20 protein-coding genes and 1 other annotated feature are annotated in these 21,731 nt (G+C 46.5%); of the genes, 9 read left to right on the plus strand and 11 right to left on the minus strand.

What is annotated here, in order from left to right; genetic code table 11:
- Positions 1 to 37: 37 nt before the first annotated feature.
- Both KNP99_RS09445 and KNP99_RS09450 read right to left on the minus strand, forming a co-directional pair.
- Positions 38 to 892, minus strand: a complete 855-nt coding sequence (locus KNP99_RS09445) for a sulfite exporter TauE/SafE family protein (protein ID WP_088838144.1) — start codon at positions 890 to 892, stop codon at positions 38 to 40.
- A gap of 633 nt (positions 893 to 1,525) precedes the next feature.
- Entirely contained in the window at positions 1,526 to 2,170 is a 645-nt protein-coding gene (locus KNP99_RS09450; RefSeq protein WP_088838142.1) for a TVP38/TMEM64 family protein, read from the minus strand.
- Between the two features lie 239 nt (positions 2,171 to 2,409).
- Between KNP99_RS09450 and trhO the strand changes: the two genes are divergently transcribed.
- The gene (gene trhO, locus KNP99_RS09455) at positions 2,410 to 3,327 is read left to right on the plus strand and encodes an oxygen-dependent tRNA uridine(34) hydroxylase TrhO (protein ID WP_088838140.1); all 918 of its coding nucleotides are present in this window, start codon (positions 2,410 to 2,412) and stop codon (positions 3,325 to 3,327) included.
- 109 nt (positions 3,328 to 3,436) lie between these two features.
- Here the strand turns inward: trhO and KNP99_RS09460 are convergent, their stop codons facing one another.
- Entirely contained in the window at positions 3,437 to 4,213 is a 777-nt protein-coding gene (locus tag KNP99_RS09460) for an alpha/beta hydrolase (RefSeq protein ID WP_214766394.1), read from the minus strand.
- 15 nt (positions 4,214 to 4,228) lie between these two features.
- The gene (locus tag KNP99_RS09465) at positions 4,229 to 5,905 is read right to left on the minus strand and encodes a GGDEF domain-containing protein (RefSeq protein ID WP_215193190.1); all 1,677 of its coding nucleotides are present in this window, start codon (positions 5,903 to 5,905) and stop codon (positions 4,229 to 4,231) included.
- Positions 5,906 to 6,034: 129 nt separating this feature from the next.
- Positions 6,035 to 6,255: a binding site (T-box leader), on the plus strand.
- Positions 6,256 to 6,311: 56 nt separating this feature from the next.
- Between KNP99_RS09465 and argS the strand changes: the two genes are divergently transcribed.
- Both argS and KNP99_RS09475 read left to right on the plus strand, forming a co-directional pair.
- On the plus strand, positions 6,312 to 7,994 hold the full coding sequence (argS, locus tag KNP99_RS09470) for an arginine--tRNA ligase (RefSeq protein ID WP_088838135.1): 1,683 nt from the start codon (positions 6,312 to 6,314) through the stop codon (positions 7,992 to 7,994).
- Between the two features lie 29 nt (positions 7,995 to 8,023).
- A complete protein-coding gene (locus KNP99_RS09475) occupies positions 8,024 to 8,629 on the plus strand; it encodes a hypothetical protein (RefSeq protein WP_088838133.1) in 606 nt (201 codons plus the stop codon).
- A 64-nt stretch (positions 8,630 to 8,693) separates the two neighbouring features.
- On the opposite strand, the gene KNP99_RS09480 is transcribed toward KNP99_RS09475, so the two are convergent.
- The 3 genes from KNP99_RS09480 to KNP99_RS09490 form a co-directional block, all read right to left on the minus strand.
- The gene (locus KNP99_RS09480; protein WP_214802226.1) at positions 8,694 to 9,287 is read right to left on the minus strand and encodes a metallophosphoesterase family protein; all 594 of its coding nucleotides are present in this window, start codon (positions 9,285 to 9,287) and stop codon (positions 8,694 to 8,696) included.
- A gap of 53 nt (positions 9,288 to 9,340) precedes the next feature.
- Entirely contained in the window at positions 9,341 to 9,751 is a 411-nt protein-coding gene (locus KNP99_RS09485) for a carboxymuconolactone decarboxylase family protein (RefSeq protein ID WP_214802223.1), read from the minus strand.
- Between the two features lie 86 nt (positions 9,752 to 9,837).
- The gene (locus tag KNP99_RS09490; RefSeq protein WP_214802220.1) at positions 9,838 to 10,722 is read right to left on the minus strand and encodes a LysR family transcriptional regulator; all 885 of its coding nucleotides are present in this window, start codon (positions 10,720 to 10,722) and stop codon (positions 9,838 to 9,840) included.
- A gap of 115 nt (positions 10,723 to 10,837) precedes the next feature.
- On the opposite strand from KNP99_RS09490, the gene KNP99_RS09495 reads away from it, so the two are divergent.
- Positions 10,838 to 11,620 carry a 3-hydroxybutyrate dehydrogenase gene (locus tag KNP99_RS09495; RefSeq protein WP_214845948.1) on the plus strand — a complete coding sequence of 261 codons (783 nt, stop codon included), beginning with the start codon at positions 10,838 to 10,840 and terminating at the stop codon, positions 11,618 to 11,620.
- 48 nt (positions 11,621 to 11,668) lie between these two features.
- Here the strand turns inward: KNP99_RS09495 and KNP99_RS09500 are convergent, their stop codons facing one another.
- A complete protein-coding gene (locus tag KNP99_RS09500) occupies positions 11,669 to 12,163 on the minus strand; it encodes a YajQ family cyclic di-GMP-binding protein (protein WP_029331969.1) in 495 nt (164 codons plus the stop codon).
- Positions 12,164 to 12,269: 106 nt separating this feature from the next.
- Between KNP99_RS09500 and pulA the strand changes: the two genes are divergently transcribed.
- Positions 12,270 to 14,279 (plus strand): type I pullulanase, encoded by a 2,010-nt coding sequence (pulA, locus tag KNP99_RS09505; protein ID WP_214771696.1) that lies wholly within the window; start codon positions 12,270 to 12,272, stop codon positions 14,277 to 14,279.
- A 137-nt stretch (positions 14,280 to 14,416) separates the two neighbouring features.
- The gene (locus KNP99_RS09510) at positions 14,417 to 14,899 is read left to right on the plus strand and encodes a hypothetical protein (RefSeq protein WP_029331967.1); all 483 of its coding nucleotides are present in this window, start codon (positions 14,417 to 14,419) and stop codon (positions 14,897 to 14,899) included.
- 63 nt (positions 14,900 to 14,962) lie between these two features.
- On the opposite strand, the gene KNP99_RS09515 is transcribed toward KNP99_RS09510, so the two are convergent.
- Positions 14,963 to 15,136: a YycC family protein gene (locus KNP99_RS09515; RefSeq protein ID WP_088838124.1), complete on the minus strand. Its 174-nt coding sequence runs from the start codon at positions 15,134 to 15,136 to the stop codon at positions 14,963 to 14,965.
- Positions 15,137 to 15,244: 108 nt separating this feature from the next.
- Between KNP99_RS09515 and KNP99_RS09520 the strand changes: the two genes are divergently transcribed.
- The 3 genes from KNP99_RS09520 to KNP99_RS09530 all read left to right on the plus strand — a co-directional run bounded on the left by KNP99_RS09520 (position 15,245) and on the right by KNP99_RS09530 (position 19,439).
- Positions 15,245 to 16,045 (plus strand): hypothetical protein, encoded by an 801-nt coding sequence (locus KNP99_RS09520; protein ID WP_088838122.1) that lies wholly within the window; start codon positions 15,245 to 15,247, stop codon positions 16,043 to 16,045.
- Between the two features lie 68 nt (positions 16,046 to 16,113).
- Positions 16,114 to 18,222: an MMPL family transporter gene (locus tag KNP99_RS09525; RefSeq protein ID WP_214845950.1), complete on the plus strand. Its 2,109-nt coding sequence runs from the start codon at positions 16,114 to 16,116 to the stop codon at positions 18,220 to 18,222.
- A 101-nt stretch (positions 18,223 to 18,323) separates the two neighbouring features.
- A complete protein-coding gene (locus tag KNP99_RS09530; protein ID WP_214766408.1) occupies positions 18,324 to 19,439 on the plus strand; it encodes an NADH-dependent flavin oxidoreductase in 1,116 nt (371 codons plus the stop codon).
- 160 nt (positions 19,440 to 19,599) lie between these two features.
- Here the strand turns inward: KNP99_RS09530 and KNP99_RS09535 are convergent, their stop codons facing one another.
- Positions 19,600 to 20,175, minus strand: coding sequence for a 3'-5' exonuclease (locus tag KNP99_RS09535; RefSeq protein ID WP_214766410.1), 576 nt, complete (start codon positions 20,173 to 20,175; stop codon positions 19,600 to 19,602).
- 128 nt (positions 20,176 to 20,303) lie between these two features.
- Entirely contained in the window at positions 20,304 to 21,692 is a 1,389-nt protein-coding gene (locus KNP99_RS09540; RefSeq protein ID WP_088838116.1) for an MATE family efflux transporter, read from the minus strand.
- Positions 21,693 to 21,731 lie beyond the last annotated feature (39 nt).

The raw sequence follows: 21,731 nt of genomic DNA on the forward strand, positions 1-21,731 counted from the left end.
CTTTTTAACGGGAGACGGCTATTAGTATGAGAAACAGTTAAGAGGATGTTGAACGTTTACGGCTGTATACAAGTAACGTCACTAAGAAGACGACGCTAAGGGTCACTAAGACGATTAACGAAGCTGTATTAAAGCCTAACACTTCAAGCAGCACGCTTGTCGCGACCGTTAAGTAAAAGATCCCTAAATACTTTTTGACGAACGGACTTTCGAAGTGTCCCAATTGTTTGGCGCCGATCGGTGCACCGAGTAAGGCGCCGATAATTAACATGACACCGACGAGCAAATCGACATCCGTACTCGCCACCGTATAATTGACGAGTCCAGATAGGACAATCAATAAGGCAGAGGCGATACTTGTCCCGACCGCTCGTTTCAGTTCATAACCGACGATTCCGACGAGTAGTGGCGTGATGATGAAGCCTCCGCTGACACCGAGTAGCGACGATACGAAACCAGCGAACAGACCGGTAAAGGCGAGAGCGACGTAACGATTACGCCAACCGTCTTGCGAACCGTTCGTCGACTTTGGACGAAGGAACTTATTCGCGAAATAGAGTAGTAAAGCAATGTAAACAATCGAGATGACGAGGTGTGCCCCGTTGACTTCTTCGAGTCGAAGGACGAGGGGCGTTGCAATCGTCGAACCGATAATCCCGACACCACCGATGACGAGACTATCACGCCAAACAACGTTTTTTAGACGAAGATGAGAGAGTGTTCCGGAAACGGTCGAACCAAGTGTCAACATGAGGCTTGTCGCGATGGCGATACTCGGGGTAAATCCAAGAATCAACAGGAGCGGCGTCAAAATGATTCCGCCCCCGATTCCGAAGAAGCCAGAGATAATGCCAATAAAAAATCCAAGCGGTAAAAAATAATAAAATTCCATGCAGGTCCATCCCTTCACAATCCATAGTACGTTAAGTATCGCAAGGGCGGAGCGGAAAGTAAAAGGGAACGGCTCCTTCAAGGGGGTTGAAGGAGCCGTTAAGGGGATTATTCTGTTGATGGAGTGACAGATGCCGCTCCATCGATTCCGGTACAAAAATTACGTACGCTCAATGATACCGGTGACATTGAACGAGGGTGCAAGAGAGACGATGCTCGGACTTGCTGACGAGAGGAATACCCGTCTTAAGGAGTCGATGAATCGTAAATATAGATTCATTATAGGAATGAAGAAGTTGGAAAATCCATCCTATTTTATTGAGTCGAAACGTGAACATTATTCTAATATTGGTCTTACCAATTAAATGTAAGCGTCATCAATAATGTCTAATGTGTGAACAGTATTTTTATATAATTATAGCGAATGAAAATGATTCAAAAGACCTAGTCTTAATCGTAAGTCGATTTAGGCGTAGTTCAAATATCATTCTATCATGAACTAAAATAACATCTGATTCATAAAGAAGGGTGGCATAACCAAAAAAAGATGGAACATCACATGTAAGCGATCTTCCATCCGGATAGTGAAATAAATTAAACACTTGGGTAAGTCATGTGTTTTTGAGAGAGTTGTTTATTTGTTCTTACCTTCAATTACATTTTCTAGTTCACGTAAGTTTTTCGTACGACGTGCGAGTGCCCGGCGTTTAATCCATTCTTCCATACCGCGACTGATTCCCCAAATCGTAAGTAGGATCAAGAAAAGGAACAGTAGACGAACAGGTCTTTCTAAAAAACTTGACCACTCTTTGCCGATCAAAGAAAACAAAATGACGACAATCAGGCGTCCGGCGCCAGCTGCGATTAAATACGTACGGAGTGATAACTGAATCATCGCCGAGATGGATGTAATGATAAAGGCCGGCATGAACGGGAGCGAAAAGAAAAAGCCGAGCGAAATCGGACTCATGTGACGAACGCGTTCAATCCAGTGTTGTGCTGCCTTATGATTTTCAAGCCACCGGGTGACTGGACGGCGAAATAAATAGCGGATACAAGCAAACACGACGAGTGAACCTAACATGCTGCCGACCCAAGATACGAGCACTCCCATCCAAAAACCATAGGTCGCCGCGTTCGCGGAGATGATCAGGACGAGTGGGAGGAATGGGAATAGTGATTCTAAGAAGGGTGCAATCAATCCAGTCGAAGCTCCACCCGGAAGATCTTGTAGAAATATAATCATGTGCTCGATCCATTGACGGATAGTTTGGAGCATTCGGAATCCTCCTTACAAAATAAACTGCTGATTTCTATTTTACCTCTTTCCGCATCAGAAAGGGAATTGAATTACGATGTAAGTGTCATGGATTTGTCGATTGTACAATTGAATCGGAGTTGGTATTATACTTAAATGGGTGCGTTTTGCAGGCGTTCCCAGCTAGCTATTAGCTATGACGCTTCGTTCGCCAACGTTCGTTTTACTGCAAAAAACTGACATGGGGGCCAATGAGGATTATGAAACCTTATCGCGTACTATTATTTTATAAGTATGTTCCGATTGAAAATGCGGAACAAGTAACAAAAGAGCACCTGGCATACTGCAAGGAACTCGGAATCAAAGGAAGAATCTTGATTGCACCAGAAGGTATCAACGGAACACTTTCTGGAACGGTCGAACAAACAGAACAGTACATGCAAGATTTACTAGCGGATCCGCGCTTTAGCGACATCGAATTTAAAATCGATGAAGTCGAAGAGCATACCTTCAAAAAAATCTTCGTGCGTTACAAAAAAGAGCTCGTCACATGGCGTTTTGAAGATGAGTTTAATGTCCCGAAAGAAAATGCAGCCTATCTTGAGCCTGCTGAGTGGAAAGAGATGATGCAAAATGAAGACGTCGTCATCTTAGACGTCCGAAACAACTACGAATACGATCTCGGTCATTTCAAAAATGCCGTCAAGGTCGACGTTGCGGCGTCACGTGAGTTTCCACAGTGGCTCGATGAAAATGAGCATTTGTTCGAAGGGAAAAAAGTCTTGACGTATTGTACGGGTGGCGTACGTTGTGAGAAGTTCACGGCTTATTTCCGTAAACGTCAAAACAGCGACGACATCTTCCATCTGAAAGGTGGCGTCGTCATGTACGGAAAAGATGAAGTCACGCGTGGAGAAGACTGGGAAGGGGAGCTGTACGTGTTCGATGAACGCGTTCAAGTACCTGTCAATGAAGTCAATCCGACTGTCGTATCCGAGTGTTACTACTGTGGTAAGGCAGAAACACGTTATGTTAATTGTGCGAACCCGGAATGTAATCGTCAGCATTTCTGCTGTGAAGAATGTGAACCGAAAGTAATGCGTTCATGTTCCGACGAATGCCGGGAACATCCGCGGAATCGTTATGAAAAAGAACTGACTGAAGAGCTCGTGAAATAAGATGAAAAAGGATGATGTGTGCTCGTTAGAGCGTACATCATCCTTTTTAGGTTGTACCACTGAAAAAGACGTGTCACGCAGATGATTCAAATGCGTTAACACTTAATTCTTATGAAAAGAGAAATCGGAGCACGTCCGGCATACGTTTCGCCCACGCTGTCTCATGGTGAATACCGTCTGCGATGACGGTGTATTGCATCTGCTCGACTTTTTGACGTACTGCCGCCGAGATGACATCATTCGTGTGCAAATAATCTTCTTCCGTCATCGGACCGCTGACTTCTTTTGTCCCGATATCCATGTAGCAACGGTGCGCGTCAGACAGTGGGAGACTTCGCTCGATGAACTCAAGTAAAGAAGAGAAGTTCGCCCATCCGGCTGTCGATAAGGCGGCGGCACGCGTGATGACTTCCGGATAAGCAAATAGGCCATATAAGGAAATCACGCCGCCCATCGAGCTGCCAATCATCGTTGTATCAGTCGGAATCGTCGCATAGTGCGAATCGATGTACGGTTTCAAGTCATAGATAATCCATTCCATATAAGCTTTCCCGTTTCCACCGATCGTCGTCCGGTGTGACGGATATGCGGTTCGCATCAATAACGCGTCATCCGTCCAAGGCGCATATTCATCGTACCGGTCCATCGGGTCATCCGGGCTATCGATGGCGACGATCATTGCCTGTAGACCGACTTCGTGGAGGGCGAGATGAACATCCCATCCTTTACCGAAGGAAGCACTCGCACCACTGAAGACATTTTGTCCGTCATGCATATAGATGACGGGTAATGCAACATCCGTCGCGACCTCAGGGGGACGATAAATCCGCAATGTCCGCCGTTGTTGATTCATCGGAAGCGATAACTCAATTTCAGTAATAGACATGTAAAACACAACCTTTCAAAGATTAGCGTAGTGGGCTGTACAATTTCGACCATTGTGTTTTCCGCCGACATACAGTGCGTGATCTGCCTGACGTAATGATTCTTCAAATGTGCGTTGGTAAGGATGTTCTACTGTATCGACGCCAAGACTGACGGTAATAGAGAGAGGGTGATCGTCGACAATGAAGGGGCGATCGAGAACGGTGTGACGAATTTCTTCAGCAATGGAGATTGCTTGGTCTTGTAAGCAATCCGCAATCAAAACAACGAATTCCTCCCCCCCATAACGTGCCGCGAAGACGGAATCGTTGCGGTGGATGACGTATTTAATCCGTCTTCCGAGCTCACGTAAGACGAGATCTCCGACTTTATGTCCGTACGTATCATTGACGTATTTAAAGTGGTCGATATCAAATAGGATGATCGACAGCGGAAAGTGTTCGGAAGCAAACTGGCGTGCCCCCTCTTCATAAAAAGCACGGCTGTTCGGGAGATCGGTCAAGGCATCCGTCCGGCTTTCGGCATACAATTGAAAGTTTTCTTGGGAACGCTCGAGTACGCGGCAAAATGTTCGAAGCAGGCGATAAATTTCATCCGCTTTTGCTTCATCATAAGCATCAGCGATTTGATGAAATAAAACGATTGAGACATCGACTTCTCCACTTGTGATGGAAGGAATCGCGAGCATCGAATGCCGATCGACGGGAAGCGAGAGTTGGACATCATTTCCCCAGTCGAACCGAAGGCCATAGAGAATCGGAGTCCGCAGATCATTCGCTGATAACGTATGAAATAAAGGTAAGACATCAACTGTCTTTTTTGTCCGAATGTCATAGATGATTTGTTTTCGTTGCTGCTGAATAGAAAGCCAGCCGTCGGAGAAATCAATTAGATGAGGTAAATCAATCAGTAAGGATTCAATCGCTTCCCGTTCAAAGCGTGAAACGAGCAACCGTTCCTTCGCATCGTCGAACCGTTTAGCGTTGTGTGTAGCTTGTAAGGATGCGCCACGCTGTTGTAGGAGTTGCTTGAATAAGAATAAAATTAAAGTCGAGACAGTCGCAGCAACTAACGGGTTTTCATCATAAAACCAAATCCCGAGAAGCGCGCTTAAAATACTGATTCCGTAAACGAGTGTCTGAAGTCGGATGAGGCGGGTCCAGTCATACTTTAAGTTTAAGAAACGATTGACGAATCGACATTGAAGATAGGAAATAAGAAAGACACCCACCAGATAACCGATAAACGGGATAAGTGATTCGGTATAAGTAAAGCCCGGGCCGGTCGGACCTCCAAGTAGCAAGTAAGCGGAGGCGGGAACTGAGATATAGACGATGTCGAATAAGACGTTGACGGGGTACAGGTAGATGAATCGTTTTATCCGAATTTCTTTTTTATGCGAAAATAATTGGAAAATCAGGACACCGAGTTGACTCAAAATGACGGCAATCAATAAACCGTAATTAAGAAAAATGAATAAAATAATACCTTCTTGAAATGTATAATAAATCCCACCACGGCGGATGTTATCGAATTGGAAGAGGAGGACTAAAATGAGAAGATAACTTGCATTTCCAAGCGATATCGCTGGGTTCATATGGACGGGAAAGGCAAGCGATGCAAGAAACAGCAAAACAACAGTAAGTGCTAAAGTGATCCAGCTCATACGTGCTACTTTTCGATAGTAAACCATAGCGGAATAGACCCCTCTCTGTGGCGATCCTTCTGTATCTATACCCGATTTGTGGAAATTATGATAAGTGATTTACAAAAAAATAAGGTTGAGAGAAATCGAGTCATTGCGTATAATGTGAAAGATATCAAATCGTCGATGACGAAGAAAGTAACGGTTTTATCTTGTCAGCCAGCGAATCAGGAAACGGTGGAAGCCTGAATGGACAAAGAAATCGTGAAACGCACTTCAGAGACGCTATCCGAATCGTAACGATCAGGCGTAGCCGGGGGAACCCCGTTATCCCCAATTAAGGTGGGTGTCGAAAACGACACCAAGAAGAGTGGTACCGCGGTCATTCCGTCTCTTTGCGAGTTGCGCAAAGGGCGTTTTTTATTGGAAAAAATAAACTGTTGGAGGTAATACAATGAGCTACAAACAACAATATGCTGAAGTTTTACAAGGAGTCATCGGAGACGCATTGACACTTGAACAAATTGAGCAACTGATTGAACAACCGAAACATGAAGACCACGGAGATCTCGCATTCCCTTGCTTCTTGTTGGCGAAAGCATTCCGCAAAGCACCCAACATGATTGCAGTAGATGTCGCTGAAAAAATCGATAATCCACTCTTTGCGAACGTTCAACCAGTCGGACCATATGTCAACGTCTTCTTGAACCGTGAGGTCGTCTCGCAAGAAATCGTCAATCGTGTCTTAAACGAAAAAGCGGACTACGGATCAAGTGAGTCGAATGGGAAGACGATTGTCACTGACTTCTCTTCACCAAACATCGCGAAGCCGTTCTCGATGGGACATTTGCGTTCGACGGTCATTGGAAATGCATTAAACCAAATTTCACGTAAAAAAGGATATGAGGTCGTTGGGATCAACCACTTAGGTGATTGGGGCACGCAGTTTGGTAAATTGATGGTGGCTTACAACATGTGGGGTAAAGAAGAAGATGTCCGGGCTGAGCCAATCAAAGAACTATTGAAACTCTATGTCCGGTTCCATGAAGAAGCAGAAAGTAAGCCGGAACTTGAAGATGAAGGTCGGGCCTGGTTCAAAAAACTCGAGCAAGGTGACGAACAGGCAACCGTTCTTTGGAAATGGTTCCGTGAAGTTTCACTCGTCGAATTCAGCCGTGTTTACGACATGCTTGGTGTACAGTTCGACAGCCTGAACGGAGAAGCCTTCTATAATGACAAAATGCAGCATGTCATTGACTTATTAGAAGAAAAAGAACTGCTCGTCGAGTCTGAAGGCGCGATGGTCGTTGATCTTGAAGCAGAAGGTATGCCACCTGCGCTAATCAAGAAAAAAGATGGCGCGACGCTTTACGCGACACGCGACTTGGCAGCTGCGGTCTATCGTCTCGAGACGTACCGTTTCGAACAAGCATTTTATGTTGTCGGCGGAGAACAAGCGCTCCATTTCAAACAGTTGTTTGCGGTTTTGAAAAAGCTTGGTTTTGATAATGTTGACGGCATGCACCATGTACCATTCGGTCTGATCATGAAAGATGGCAAAAAGATGTCGACGCGTAAAGGGCGGATCGTCTTGCTTGAGGAAGTCCTTCAAGATGCAATCAACGTCGCAAAACAAAATATCGCCGAGAAAAATCCGAACCTTGCGAATGCCGACCAAACAGCACAACAAGTCGGCGTCGGCGCAGTCATCTTCCATGACCTTAAAAACGAACGCATGAACAATATCGAGTTCGATCTCGAGCAGATGTTGAAATTCGAAGGGGAGACGGGTCCATACGTTCAGTACACAAATGCCCGTGCCAACTCGTTACTCCGTAAAGGCGGCTATGATGGTGCAGCCTTCGACGGAAGTGCTGACGATTATGCCTGGGGGGTCGTCTCGATGCTTAACCAATTCTCGGCAGTCATTGACCGGGCGTTCGTGCGTCGTGAACCATCCATCATCAGCCGTTATGTCCTTGATCTCGCACAAAGCTTTAACAAATATTATGGTCAAGTACGTGTCCTTGAAGAGGATGCGGCAAAACAATCTCGCCTTGCACTCGTGAAATCGGTTACGATTGTATTGACGGAAGGTCTACGCCTCCTCGGTGTCGGCGCTCCAGAAGAAATGTAATAAAATTAAATTAAAGATGGGGTTAGCATATGAATAAAGAAACAAACGAACGGTTGCAGCAGGCAGCAGAACGAATCAAGAACGAAGACATGAAAGAAGCGATTGCGTTCATCGCTGATTTTCACGGGAGAGTGGCAACGTGGTTGCCTGGAGAGTCTGTCGACTTCATCTTTGATGTCGTGACAGCACCAGGTGCCGATTTAATCGCACCTGTTAGTGGAGATGCACTCGAAACGAAAGTGAACTTCGAATTTTTCATGGGTAAAAAACAAACGCGTAAAAAATTAGGTGAACTTTTAGCGCTTTGGAAAGCACCACGTTCGAAGGAAACACTCAGTGAAATCGATGCGATTGGTCTTAAAAAATGGTTGGCCCGGAATGAATTCCGGTCGGAAGACAAGCCATGGGACTATCTCAACCGTCTCCACGTCTTATTGTTCCTCGATTCGATGACAACCGTCATCGATGATCATCAATTGACGACGTTATACGAACAACTTGTCGGCAAAACACCGGTCCCGACAAGCTTCGTCCGTCGTCAAGGAGAAGTACGTCGTGTCGTCGATAAATTCGTCGAGAAACATGAATTAACGCAGGTCGATTTAGTGAAAGCTTCACTCGTCCGTTACCTGTAATCAGAAAAGACCCTCGGATGAAAGCATGGAGATGACTCCAGCTTTTAACCCGAGGGTCTTTTTATCATGCTTGGCGGTAGACGATGGATTCTTCCTGTGTGTCGTAGAGCAACCATTCTCGCTCGACGAGAACAGGACCGACATTGACAGCATATCGTTCTTTTTTGATGGAAATCGGAACGTCCAGTTGCGTCGACAACCGGCGTCCGTCGCGAAACAAACCACGTTGATGACTATGACCGAAAAACAATAGTCGTTGTTCGAATTGGGAGGTGTTCGGTACTAACGTATAACTCCACTCGAACTGATCACCGTGTAAAAACAGGACATCGTCACCCACTTGCTTTGTCCGGGGGACCGACCGGAGTCGGTCAAGCAGTCCGGATACGCCGGTTGGGACGATTGAAAAAATTCGTTCTTCTTGATTGCCGAGTAACGTCTCGAAATCAAGTAACTGGAGATACTCTGAATTGAGCGTTACGACATGGGCAATCGATTCATACGTGTAACGACGCGCTCTTTTTTTCCCGACATGACACTCGTGCAAATCACCGAGTGAAAAAATCGTTGCCGCGGGAGCGCGTTTACGAATGTCTTGTAGCACAGCACGTGTATCCGAAAATGAACTGTGCAAGTCTGCAATCAATGCGTACTGCATGCGGCATCTCCCCCTTATACAAGGCTATACCCTGGGTGATACCGCATTTATCCTTATTCTGTTTCGACCGTGATACCACGTTCTGCGAAAACAGTTTTTGCGACTTCAAGGGCATTTAAGACACGAGGGAAACCTGTATACGGTACGAGGTGCATGATGGCTTCGACGATTTCATTTCCTGAGAGACCGGCTGTTAACCCCGTGTTGATGTGTAAGGCAAGTTGCGGTTCTGTTCCTTGTGTGACGAGCGTCGAGATTGTGACGAGTGCACGGTCACGGTTCCCGAGTCCAGTGCGACTATACACTTCACCGTAAGCAAAATCTGTAATCCATTCGCCGACGGCAGGTGCGATGTCTTTTAATGACTCTGAGATTTTATCATGTGTGGATTGAGCTGAATTCGCATCTGTGAACTCACTTAATTTTTTGAGACCGACTTCGTGACGTGTTTCATGCGTTGACATAGTAAATAACTTCCTTTCTGAAGTAACGATACATCCCATCATAACGAAAGAAAAACCATGCTACAAATACATGGTTTTTATACATATCATTCTTTTTGTGAATAAGAATCTTGGACGAAACGAATCCACTCCCGTGTGACATACGACTGATAACGTCCGGTCGGGACAGCGACACCTAATTGCCAGGGTACCCGAGTTTCTAACGGAACTATTTTGACCCCGTTGACTTGAATCCGGTTTGCGAGCGAGCGGGGAAGGAGTGTGACGGCATTTTCTTCTGCGACGAGCAGACAAAGAAAGTCCCACTGCGAACTGACATGTGTGACAGTCGGTTCAAAACCAGCTGCCCGGCAGGCGTTTAAAACGACGTTATGGAGAGAGAAGGTTTCATTAAACAAAACGAACGGCATCTGTGAAACTTCTTCTAACGCGATGGAAGCGCGTGAAGCGAGCGGATGCTGTTCCGGTAAAAACAGGTGCAGCTCTTCTTCCATAAAGGGGTAAACCGTCAAGTTTTCATCTGCAGGAAAGACGGTCGCAATTAAATCGACGTCACCCGCGACGATGGCTTTCTCTAAGGCGTGACCGCCGGCCTCGACAATATCGATTGTCACCATCGGGTACTGTTCTGAAAATTGATGCAGCAGACGGGGGAAAAAGAGTGAACCGATTAACGGAGGAAGTCCGATTCGAATGGTTCCTTTTGTTAAGTGCATTACGTCATAGAGATGAGAGGGGAGATCAGAAAGTTGACGTAAGATTTTTTCACCTTCAAGAAGGAGTGTTTCACCAGCGTCTGTCAACACGATTTGTCGTTTACTGCGATCAAATAGTGCAATGTCGAGTTCTTCTTCAAGGCTGCGGACCATCTTACTTAAAGTCGGTTGCGTGACATGAAGATAATCGGCGGCACGGGTAAAGCTTTTGAACCGGGCGACTTCAGTAAAATATTCGAGTTGTCGAAAATCCATCGTATTTCCTCCTATTCCTAATGGTTATACATAGCATAATAAGGATTCATTTTTATTATTGTTTTTGCAAGCGTACAGTAAAAGAAGTGAAACCGTAAAGAAGGAGTAGATGGAAATGAAACAACTCGAAGGAAAAGTAGCGTTAATTACTGGAGCAGCTAGTGGAATCGGTCTTGAAATCGCTGAAGAATTTGCGCAAGAAGGCGCTAAGGTCGTGATTGTCGACTTGCAGGAGCAGGCAGCGAAAAATGCAGCAGAAGCACTGACGGATAAAGGATTTGACGCTTTTGCGGTCGCGGGTGACGTAACGAGTGAAGCGGCGATTAAAACAAGTATCGAACAGACGATGGCACATTACGGAAAAATTGATATCGTCATCAATAACGCCGGCATGCAACACGTCTCACCCATCGAAGACTTCTCGACAGAGACGTTTGATTTGATGCAAAGTATCATGTTACGGGCACCATTCCTCTATACGAAATACGTGTTCCCGATCATGAAAAAACAAGGATTCGGACGGATTCTTAACATGTCATCCATTAATGGTTTGATTGGCTTTGCCGGGAAAGCTGCATACAACAGTGCGAAACATGGCGTGATTGGCTTAACGAAAGTAGCAGCACTTGAAGGTGCGACATCCGGTATTACGGTCAATGCGATTTGCCCGGGTTACGTCGATACACCACTCGTCCAAAAACAATTGTCTTCACTCGCTGAAACACGGAACGTACCACTTGAGTCTGTCTTAGAAGAAGTCATCTACCCGCTCGTCCCACAACAGCGTTTGTTGCAAGTGAAAGAAATCGCAGATTATGCAATTTTCTTATCAAGTGATAAAGCAGCTGGCGTGACAGGTCAAGCCGTCGTCCTTGATGGTGGATATACAGCGCAATGAGCATAAGTAAATCCCTTCCTCCGACTTGGAGAAAGGGATTTTTGCTGCTTAACGGAAATTGATGAACTGGACGTCGACAGATAATGGTAACTCACGGACGATCTGCATGACTTGTTGCAAGTCATCACGCGATTTAGCCGTGACACGGATTTGGTCATCTTGAATTTGCGTTTTGACTTTTAATTTGGATTCTTTGACGGCATTGTTGATTTTTTTCGCATCATCACGGTCGATTCCGCTCTTTAGGATGACACGTTGACGGACTGTGTTCCCGGCTGCCTGTTCGACTTTTTCATACTGTAAGTTCTTTGTCGGGACTTCGCGTTTAATCAACTTCGTCGTCAAGACGTCTTTGACTTGATCGAGTTTAAAGTCGTCATCCGAGATGAGGATTAAATCCTCTTTCTCAAGTTTCATGTCACTCTTCGAACCTTTAAAATCAAAGCGGTTCGTAATTTCCTTCAGTGCGACTTGCATCGCGTTTTTGACTTCCTCGATGTTGATTTGTGACACGATATCAAATGAATTATCTTTTGCTGCCATATGGCATCTCCCCTTTCGTTCTATTCTCTATTTTAGAGAGGAACAGCGGAAGCGTCCACCACTTTGAAATTTTGTTATAATGAATACCATGAAATGAAAGGGGTGCATGGCTTTGAAACAAACAGCAGATATGTTGACGCTCACGCCAAAGGAGATGGATGAGCGTTATGCCTATAGAGGAATGGACTTGGGTGCGACTTTTGAAGAGACGACGATTCGTGTTCGATTGTGGGCACCGACGGCGGAACGTGTGGTCATCCGTCTGTACCGGACGCTGCGTGCAAGAAAAGTAGAGGAAGTCGAACTGTCAGCCGCTGAACGGGGGACATTCGTCGCAGAACTCGATCGTGCTGTGTATGAAGGTTATTTTTATACATTTCAAGCCATCGTCGACGGTCAGAAAGTCGAAGCGGTCGACCCTTATGCAAAAGCAGTCGGAACGAACGGAAAGCGTGGTGCATTAATCGATCCGTCCAACGTACAACCGGACCGTTGGATTGAGGAGCGACCGATGTTCCATTCGTCACAAGATGCTGTCATTTATGAGTTGCACGTTCGCGACGCGACAAGTCATCCGGCGAGTGGTGTGGTCGAACGAGGTACGTTCCGCGGATTGACGGAAGCAGGTACGCGGACGAAAAATGGTGGATTGACGGGACTCGACTACTTAGCTGATTTAGGTGTGACGCACGTCCAATTACTTCCTATCTATGATTTCGGTTCGGTCAACGAAGCAGCACCAAACGATCCGGATAATTACAATTGGGGATATGATCCGGTCAATTTCTTTGCACCGGAAGGTTCCTATTCATCAAACGCAGATGATCCGAAAGCACGCATCCGTGAGCTCAAAGAATTGGTCCAGGCACTGCATGACCGTGGAATCCGAGTCATCATGGATGTCGTCTTCAACCATACCTATGAAGCAGAAAAGGTTCCGCTTGGTCAGTTCGTTCCGGGTTACTTTTACCGTCAAGCGGCAGACGGAACGCTTTCGAATGGTAGTTTCTGTGGCAATGACACAGCTTCTGAGCGTTTCATGATGCGGAAATTCATCATCGATTGCGTGACGTACTGGGCAAAAGAGTATCATCTCGACGGATTCCGGTTCGACTTGATGGGACTCCACGATATCGAAACGATGAACCAAGTTCGTCATGCACTCGATCGAATCGACCCGTCAATTTTAATCATCGGTGAAGGCTGGGATCTTGATACACCGTTACCGCTCGACCAAAAAGCGAACTATTTCAATGCCCCGCAGATGCCGGGGATTGCACACTTTAATAACGGCTTGCGTGACGGGTTAAAAGGAGATGTCCAAACACCGGAGAACCGCGGCTTTATCAGTGGGGCGTTCGATCGGACGAATGAAGTCAAGCGCGGGATTGCCGGGAACGTTTCATCGCAAGGCTTTGCGGATGAGCCGAACCAAGTCGTCTCCTATGTCGAAGCGCATGACGACTTAACAGTTTGGGACAAGCTCTCTGTCTCACGCCCGGAGGATACGGATGAAGTACGACGTAAGCGTCAAATGCTTGCCAATGCGATCATTTTGACGGGACAAGGGATTCCGTTCCTCCACGCGGGTCAAGAGTTCTTCCGGACGAAGGATGGGATTCGTGATAGTTTCAATGCGGGAGAAGTCGTGAATCGGCTTGATTATGAACGGGCAGAGACATTCAGTTCTTCCGTTGAATATGTCAAAGGGTTGATAGCGATGCGTCGTCAATATCCGATGTTCCGCCTTGAAAATACAGCGATGATTCGCAAACATCTCCGCTTCCTAGAAGAAGGGGAAGGCATCATTGCATATGAGCTGAAGCGGACGTATGAAGGTTACGTCGAGCGGCAACGCGTCTATCATAATGCGACAGATGAAGACGTAACGATTGAATTGCCAAGTGGTGAGTTCGAAGTGCTTGTCGAAAACGGGGCAGTCAAAATTCATGCGCCTCGTCTGCACGAGGAACGGGAATTATTGATTCCGGCACTGACAACGACCGTAGTGGCCGAGCGAAAAGCAGACTATAAAAAGTATGCGGTCGCGGGTGGCGCGGCATTGACGATCATCGGTCTCTTATATGCAGCAAACAAACGTCGAAAAAAAGAGTAACCTAGTATGGCAGTCGCGTTGCGGCTGTCATCTTTTCGTATTAATTCTTTTTAGATAATCCAGTTTTAATTCATCTGATGCGGGAAAATAGATTAAGTAGTATTTAGAGGATTAGTTTTCTGAAAGGGAGCGTCAGCATGTTTGGATTTGATGATATCTGGAAATTTTTCTTATCGTTTTTTCTGTTATTACCGATTGTGACATTAATTCATGAAATGGGGCATTATTTCTTCGCACGATTGTTCGGAGGAAATATGGAAATCAATATTGGGTCAGGCAAGTCATTGGTACGTGTCGGACCGATTCGTTTGAATCGAATTTACTTTTGGGATGGCTGGTGCCAGTATGAGGCACTCCGGCATGAAAATAAATTTACGAACATCATGGTGTACTTGGGTGGTTCGTTAGCGAACGTTGCAGGTATTTTAATCGTCAACGGATTGATTTATGCCGGAGTGTTCGAAGCATCGATCTTTACGTATCAGTTCGCTTATTTCTCCTTCTACTTTGTTTTCTTTTCACTCTTTCCGATTGATCATCCGAATGGATATCCGAGTGATGGGAAAGCAATTGTCAATGTCTTTCGGTACGGCAAGTCGGAGTATAATCCGCAAGCGTAAAAAAAGAGGCCTAGCGCCTCTTTTTTTCGTAGGGATTGGAGTGCTGCTTGTCAGAAGTGGAGCTCAGTTTGTCTCCTCATCACTTGATTCAGTTGCAGCATCCGCTTGTTCGCTCTCGAGTTCGACTAACTTTTGGATTAAGATGTGACGCGGCATATGCATCAATTGTTCGAGTGGTACATTCAGACGCTTCGCGAGCTCGACTGCCGTATCAGCAGAAAGTTGTAATGGTTTCATGAAAGATCCTCCTTTTGATGATTGGTTCTAGTATACAAGACATACAACGCGAGCGCATCGACAGTAGCTAGAAATCAAGAAGGTTGATACCGTAGGAGGTAGGAAGTGATGTATATGTATAAACCAGCGGCTGAGCTGTTGCTCCATGAATCGGTATCGTTATTTGAACGAGTAGGAGAGGAATTCGTCTTGTTTCGAGAGCAAGGAGGATTTACGAAATGCGATGCGGATTTAAAAATAGTTTGGGAAACAGCCTGTGCTTATGTTCCATTCACGTGGTACCTCGAACCGAATGGAAGTCGTGCGTTCATCGTCTTCGAAGAAACGATTGTCTTCGGATTACTTGATTTAAAGAATGGTCAGATAACATATATGAATCGCCCGGATATCTGGGCGGATGCTTGGTTTAGTAACCTGTATGAGTGGAGTGGCAATCAACTGTTCTTATACGCAGCGGAAACGGATATCGTCCGCTTTGATTTGATGACGGAAGCAGGAACTTTTTCAGACTATGAAGAAGCCCCTTTATTAGGGCGCATCGTCGAGCGTGGATACAATGAACAATTGACGTTCGAACGATTTATTGCGCCGGCGACGATTATCTCGTACGATCCCGATCAGACGCGATACGTCATTTGGGATGCGGTCAAGCAAGAAGAACAAGTCATCCCGTTCTCGGACTATGAAGAATATTCACTCGTCGATAGTCAGAAACAATTGTTTTCTGTCACAGATGCGACACGATTTTACCTCTATGAGGATAAACAATTAAAGTTTAAATTTGAAGGGTGTCAGTCGTCCGTATTGTTAAAAAGTCTGTTGCTTGACGAACAGGCAAGACGACTAGCAATCGTTTCGACGTCACCGAATTTCGGAAACACGTGGGTTCAAATTTTTCACAAGACGTAAACACATCCTTTGTCGGTCGTACGAAGGATGTTTTTGCTGTCTAAGTAGAAAAAAGGAGGAGTCGACAGATGGAACGTCTTGGTCAGAAGATTGTTCGTTTTCGAAAAAGCATCAGTCTCGTCTGGTTGATTGCACTGATTGTCCTTGGGTATTTCGCCCTTCAGTTACCCGATCAATTGAAAGGGAACGGCTTCACCCGTGATGGGGAATTTCAACAAGTGGAGCAGGTGTTAGAACAAGAATTTAAGCAAGACCCCCATCAAATCATCGTCTTGTTTGAAGGGGATGAACAAACGATTCGCAAAGAAATGACGCGGCATGTCACGTTGTTTCGTGACATCAAAGGAGTCGGACAGGTCGTTGGACCAACCGAAAATCCACAAGCGATTCGGGACGGCAAAGGATATCTTACGGTCGGGACACCGGACATCGAACGGACATGGGCAAAAGCCATCGAAAACAAGCTGGATGTTCCGAGTGATGTAACTGTCCGTCTAACTGGAGAACCACTGATCGTCGACGACTTGAACACGGCCTCGAAAAACGATTTGGTTCGTGCTGAATTGATTGGTGTTCCAGCGGCTTTACTTGTCTTACTTATCGTCTTCGGGACACCCTTGGCAGCTGTCTTACCGCTCATCATGGGACTCGTTACGTTCATCTTCGGTGCCGGGATTCTCTATTTTGTCGCGGGACAACAAGAGTTATCGATTTTCGTTCTAAACGCCGTCGCGATGATCTCACTCGCGCTCGGAATCGATTTTTCACTGCTTTACGTCAATCGTTTTCGAGAGGAACAGGGCAAAGGGTATTCGATTGCGCGGGCAGCAGAAGTCTCTGTCGCGACAGCCGGTCGTTCGATTTTATTTTCTGGGATTTGCGTCTTTGTCGGGCTCGCTGGTCTGTTAGTCATCGATGTCGACGTCTTTCAAGCGGTCGCAATCGGGACACTCGTCTCGGTACTTGGCGCGGTCATTAGTGCCATCACGTTATTACCCGCCTTGCTCGCACTGTTCGGTGCAGGATTAGAAAAAGGACGGATTTTTAAGTCGGGCTCGGATCGTGGTGAACGACGCTGGCGGAATCTGGCGCGCTTCGTCATGAAGCGTCCTGTGGCGATTACGGTATTTTCATTGATATTACTCGTCCCGTGCTTGATTCCATTGCGTGATCTTGAGTTGAACATTCCGCAAGCGAGTGCCCTGCCGGAAGATTATGCATCAAGGCTTGCTTTTGAGTCATGGGAAAAAACGTTTGGGGATGACGGGACCGACGCAGTCGTGTTAGTCGAGGGAGACTTTTCGTCTGAAGCAGGACTCAGTCGTCTCGAGGACGCGACACGACAGTTTCAAACAGATAGCGGTGTGAAAGAAGTAATTTCCGGCGCGACCTTAGCCGAGCAGAACGGACTCGATTTGCAGCAAGCCGTTCAAATCGAGCAGGCGAAACAACAGTTGACCCCTTGGATTGCGTTTGACGCGGACGTCGCCCGGGTGAACGTCAATTTAGCCGGTGACCCCGGTGATCAAGCCTCGCAGGACTGGGTCAGGAAAGTCCGGGAAATGGGCTTTACGATTGGTGGTCCTGCCGCATTCAATCAAGAAATCTACGATGAGATTTATGACAAGATGCCGCTTGCGCTCAGTGTCGTGTTACTCGCGACGTTCTTGATTTTATTGATTGCGTTTCGCTCGATCTTAATTCCGATTAAAGCGATTTTGATGAACTTACTCAGTCTCGGTGCGACATTCGGATTGCTCGTCATTTTATTTGAATCAGGACTCGTTTTTCCGGCAGAAACGATTGGCATTTTGACGCCGGTCTTTATCTTCTCGCTCGTATTCGGTCTATCGATGGACTATGAAGTGTTTTTAGTTTCACGGATGGAAGAATACTATGACGAGACGGGTGACAATGACGTGGCGACGGAAATGGGGCTTGCGAAAACAAGTAAAATCATCACATCGGCTGCCTTGATCATGATTGTCGTCACGGGAGCGTTTGCCTTCACGGGTGTCAGCCCGATTAAGCAACTCGGTGTCGGGATTGCGCTCGCGATCTTCATCGATGCGACGATCGTTCGGATGCTGTTAGTTCCAGCCTTGATGAAGTTATTCGGACACTGGAACTGGTGGTGGCCGGGCGGTCGACGGAAACGCCAAATGAAGCTCCACTAAACAAGCGAGCAGATTGGCTAGGCACATCATTAGGTATTTTGAAAAGTCCGAGCGTATACTGACGATATTCAAGTTAAGATTTCAGAGGAGGATATGTTTCAATGGCTAATGAAAAGATGTTTGATACGTTTACACTTCCAAACGGAGTGACATTGAAAAACCGCGTCATGATGGCGCCGATGACCAACTATGCGGCAGAAGAGAATGGTGAAGTTTCGGAAGCGGAACTCGCTTATTATGCAGCACGTTCAGGCGGCGTCGGTGCAGTCATCACAGCTTGTGCCAACGTCACAGCGGATGGACAAGGTTTCCCGAATGAATTCGGCGCAGAGCGTGATGAACTCATTCCAAGCTTAAAACGTCTTGCAACAACAATCCAAGACAAAGGCGCAAAAGCGATTCTTCAAATTTTCCATGCAGGCCGGATGGCACCACCAGAACTCGTCGGCGGGCAGACGGTCAGCGCGAGTGCTGTAGCGCCAGAACGTGAAGGTGCCATGACACCACGTGCACTCGAAGCAGAAGAAGTCGAAGCCATCATCGAAGCATTCGGTCAAGCGACGCGTCGTGCGATGGAAGCTGGATTTGATGGTGTTGAAATTCATGGTGCAAATACGTACCTGATTCAACAATTCGTCTCACCACACTCAAACCGTCGTGATGACAAATGGGGGGGCAGCCTTGAAAAACGTTTGGCATTCCCACTTGCTGTCGTCGATGCAGTCGAAGCGGTCGCAAAACAAGACCCATCGTTCATCGTCGGATATCGCTTCTCACCAGAAGAAATCGAAAACCCGGGGATTACACTAGAAGACACAATGCAGCTCGTTGATGTGCTCGCTAAAAAAGACTTAGACTACCTGCACGTCTCCGTCATGAACTTCTTTGCTGGTTCGATTCGTGATGAAAACGAAACACGTTCACCAATCACACTCGTTCAAGAGCGTGTGGGACAACAAGTTCCAGTCATCGGTGTCGGATCACTCCACACACCAGAAGAAGTCGAACGTGCCTTGACAGAAGTGCCGCTCGTCGCACTCGGTCGTGAATTAATCATGGAACCGAACTGGGTCGAAAAAGTCGAAGCAGGAGACGTCGCGTCGATTCGGACAGAACTTGATCCAACAACACAAGCAGAACTCGTGATGCCGGATGCACTGTGGCAAGGAATTATTAGCCGTCCAGGCTGGTTCCCGATTAAACAAACAACAAACTAAACAACGCGCTTAAAAAAAGGAGGATTCGACGATGTAGTCGAGTCCTCCTTTTAGCATGCAGACGTTTTAAAGCGCGTTCCGTCGTGGATCGCTTCCAAAGCGAAAAGCAACCATGAGCGTCATCTTATTGTATCCGAACAAATCGCCTATGAAATAAGAATTAATAAGCGACTTGTCCCATTCGTACACCACAAAATTCGTGGAGGGTGACGGGATGGTCAAGATTTGTCCGGTCGAGCATATCGTTTAGCAACAATGCGCAAATGTAGGCATCTTCCTTTGCATCGTGGTGTTTAAACGATACACCTAAAAACTCGGCCATCGTGTTCAATTTATGATTCGGCAGCCACGGATAAAGTTTACGGGATAGCTTGACGGTGCAGCCATATCGAAATGCGGGGATTTGATACAAGTCATACTTTTGAATTGCTTTTTGCAGAGCACCCATGTCAAATGCTGCATTGTGTGCAACAATCAGTTCGGCACCGGCAATCAAATCATATAAGCCGTGTTGTTCCATCGCTTCCGGTAAAGCAGGTTCGTTCCAAACGTCACTCGGACGGATGCCATGGACCCGAATATTTCCGGCATCGAATTCTTCTTCTGGATTGATCAAGACTTGATTACTCGTAACGACCTGACCGTTCGCGAGGACAGACCAACCGAATGCACAAATACTGCGACTGTTTCGATTCGCTGTTTCAAAGTCGATGGCTAATGTATAGGGTTGTACCATAATCATCACTCCTTTTCTTAGAGCATACCGTATTCAGACTTAGAATGCATGTTCGTATTTCGGCCCAAGCATCTTTTTTTCCTCAAGAAACCCGCTCACATGACATGTGAACGGGACGGCGATGATAATTATTTAGCTTGAACGGCTTCAGGTGCTGGGTCTGTATATTCTTGGGGTTTAAAGAGCATGACCCGGTCGCGATAAGCAAAGACACTCGCAGTCAGGACTGCCATCAAGTCAGCAATCGGAAAGGCGAACCAGACACCGCTGACGCCGAAGAACATCGGTAAAATCAACACGAGTGGAATCGTGTAAAGTGTTTGACGTGATAAAGAAAGGAAAAGCGCGACACGGGCTTTCGCGAGTGATTGATACATGCCGTTAATGATCATCTGAATCCCATAGACAAACGAGACGGCGAAAAGAATCCGCATCGCGGTCGAACCATCATCGAGCAGTGCGGTATCATTCGTGAACATTCCGACCCAAAAGCGTGGGAAGAGTTGAATCAATAACCAAAGTGTAATCGATAATGACAGACCGTACCGCATCGCAAGTTTGATGGCGAGCGACATGCGGTCGAATTGTTTCGAACCAAAGTTGTAGCCGACGATTGGTTGCATCCCTTGGACGATTCCCATGATCGGCATCCCGACGAGCGCCATGAATTTGTTGATGACGGCGAAGGTCGCAAGTTCCGTCGTCCCCCCGTATCGGACGAGCATATGGTTGACGGTGATGAACAAAATCGATTGGGAAACTTGCATGATGAAGGACGACGAACCGATTTGCGACATCCGGACAACAAGCTTTGGTTCAAAACGGAAGGCTTCACGGTCTAATAGGAGACTTGTCTTTTTCTGTTTCGTAAAGAAGAACCGGAAAATCAAAATGGAACCGACGATTTGAGCGACGACGGTCCCGAGTGCCGCTCCTTTAATGCCCCAATCGAATCCGAAGATGAACAAAGGGGTCAAAATCGTATTAATGGCGACAGTTGTCAACATGACACGCATTTGGTAGTTCGCGCGTCCTTCCGCCCGTAACATCGCACTTGATGCCATCGTCAACATGAAGAATGGGGAACCGAACAGCAAAACACGCAAGAAATCGATGCTGTATGGCATGATTTCATCGGTTGCTCCAAAGACACGCAACAATGGCTCGACGAAGATGAAGGCGGAGACGATGGCGAGCATACTGACGACGAACACGACCATCAAGACATTCGCATATGCGCGACTGGCTCCGATTAAATTTTTTTGACCGAGTCGTTGGGAGGCAATCGCGGCGCCGCCGATTCCAAGTGAATTAGCAATCGCCATCAAAACGAGTTGGACGGGAAACGCGATTCCGACGGCAGCGACAGCAATCGTCCCAATTCCTTGGGCGACAAAAATCGTATCGACGATGTTATAGAGCGCAGTGACGAGCATACCAATCATCGCCGGGAGCGATAATCCAATCAATAATTTATTGATGGGTGCATCTCCCAATTGGGCAGTATTCTTATTCATCAGTAGGAGAGCCTCCTTTAAGGTAAGTACGTTGACTTT

The organism is Exiguobacterium sp. s95 (assembly GCF_018618655.1).
In the GTDB taxonomy this organism is placed as follows: Bacteria; Bacillota; Bacilli; order Exiguobacteriales; family Exiguobacteriaceae; genus Exiguobacterium_A; species Exiguobacterium_A oxidotolerans.

Excerpts from the sequence above, each read along its gene's own strand:
- KNP99_RS09445 (WP_088838144.1), bottom strand. The coding sequence starts at position 892 with ATGGAATTTTATTATTTTTTACCGCTTGGATTTTTTATTGGCATTATC.
- KNP99_RS09450 (WP_088838142.1), bottom strand. The coding sequence starts at position 2,170 with ATGCTCCAAACTATCCGTCAATGGATCGAGCACATGATTATATTTCTA.
- trhO (WP_088838140.1), top strand. The coding sequence starts at position 2,410 with ATGAAACCTTATCGCGTACTATTATTTTATAAGTATGTTCCGATTGAA.
- KNP99_RS09460 (WP_214766394.1), bottom strand. The coding sequence starts at position 4,213 with ATGTCTATTACTGAAATTGAGTTATCGCTTCCGATGAATCAACAACGG.
- KNP99_RS09465 (WP_215193190.1), bottom strand. The coding sequence starts at position 5,905 with ATGGTTTACTATCGAAAAGTAGCACGTATGAGCTGGATCACTTTAGCA.
- argS (WP_088838135.1), top strand. The coding sequence starts at position 6,312 with ATGAGCTACAAACAACAATATGCTGAAGTTTTACAAGGAGTCATCGGA.
- KNP99_RS09475 (WP_088838133.1), top strand. The coding sequence starts at position 8,024 with ATGAATAAAGAAACAAACGAACGGTTGCAGCAGGCAGCAGAACGAATC.
- KNP99_RS09480 (WP_214802226.1), bottom strand. The coding sequence starts at position 9,287 with ATGCAGTACGCATTGATTGCAGACTTGCACAGTTCATTTTCGGATACA.
- KNP99_RS09485 (WP_214802223.1), bottom strand. The coding sequence starts at position 9,751 with ATGTCAACGCATGAAACACGTCACGAAGTCGGTCTCAAAAAATTAAGT.
- KNP99_RS09490 (WP_214802220.1), bottom strand. The coding sequence starts at position 10,722 with ATGGATTTTCGACAACTCGAATATTTTACTGAAGTCGCCCGGTTCAAA.
- KNP99_RS09495 (WP_214845948.1), top strand. The coding sequence starts at position 10,838 with ATGAAACAACTCGAAGGAAAAGTAGCGTTAATTACTGGAGCAGCTAGT.
- KNP99_RS09500 (WP_029331969.1), bottom strand. The coding sequence starts at position 12,163 with ATGGCAGCAAAAGATAATTCATTTGATATCGTGTCACAAATCAACATC.
- pulA (WP_214771696.1), top strand. The coding sequence starts at position 12,270 with ATGGCTTTGAAACAAACAGCAGATATGTTGACGCTCACGCCAAAGGAG.
- KNP99_RS09510 (WP_029331967.1), top strand. The coding sequence starts at position 14,417 with ATGTTTGGATTTGATGATATCTGGAAATTTTTCTTATCGTTTTTTCTG.
- KNP99_RS09515 (WP_088838124.1), bottom strand. The coding sequence starts at position 15,136 with ATGAAACCATTACAACTTTCTGCTGATACGGCAGTCGAGCTCGCGAAG.
- KNP99_RS09520 (WP_088838122.1), top strand. The coding sequence starts at position 15,245 with ATGTATATGTATAAACCAGCGGCTGAGCTGTTGCTCCATGAATCGGTA.
- KNP99_RS09525 (WP_214845950.1), top strand. The coding sequence starts at position 16,114 with ATGGAACGTCTTGGTCAGAAGATTGTTCGTTTTCGAAAAAGCATCAGT.
- KNP99_RS09530 (WP_214766408.1), top strand. The coding sequence starts at position 18,324 with ATGGCTAATGAAAAGATGTTTGATACGTTTACACTTCCAAACGGAGTG.
- KNP99_RS09535 (WP_214766410.1), bottom strand. The coding sequence starts at position 20,175 with ATGGTACAACCCTATACATTAGCCATCGACTTTGAAACAGCGAATCGA.
- KNP99_RS09540 (WP_088838116.1), bottom strand. The coding sequence starts at position 21,692 with ATGAATAAGAATACTGCCCAATTGGGAGATGCACCCATCAATAAATTA.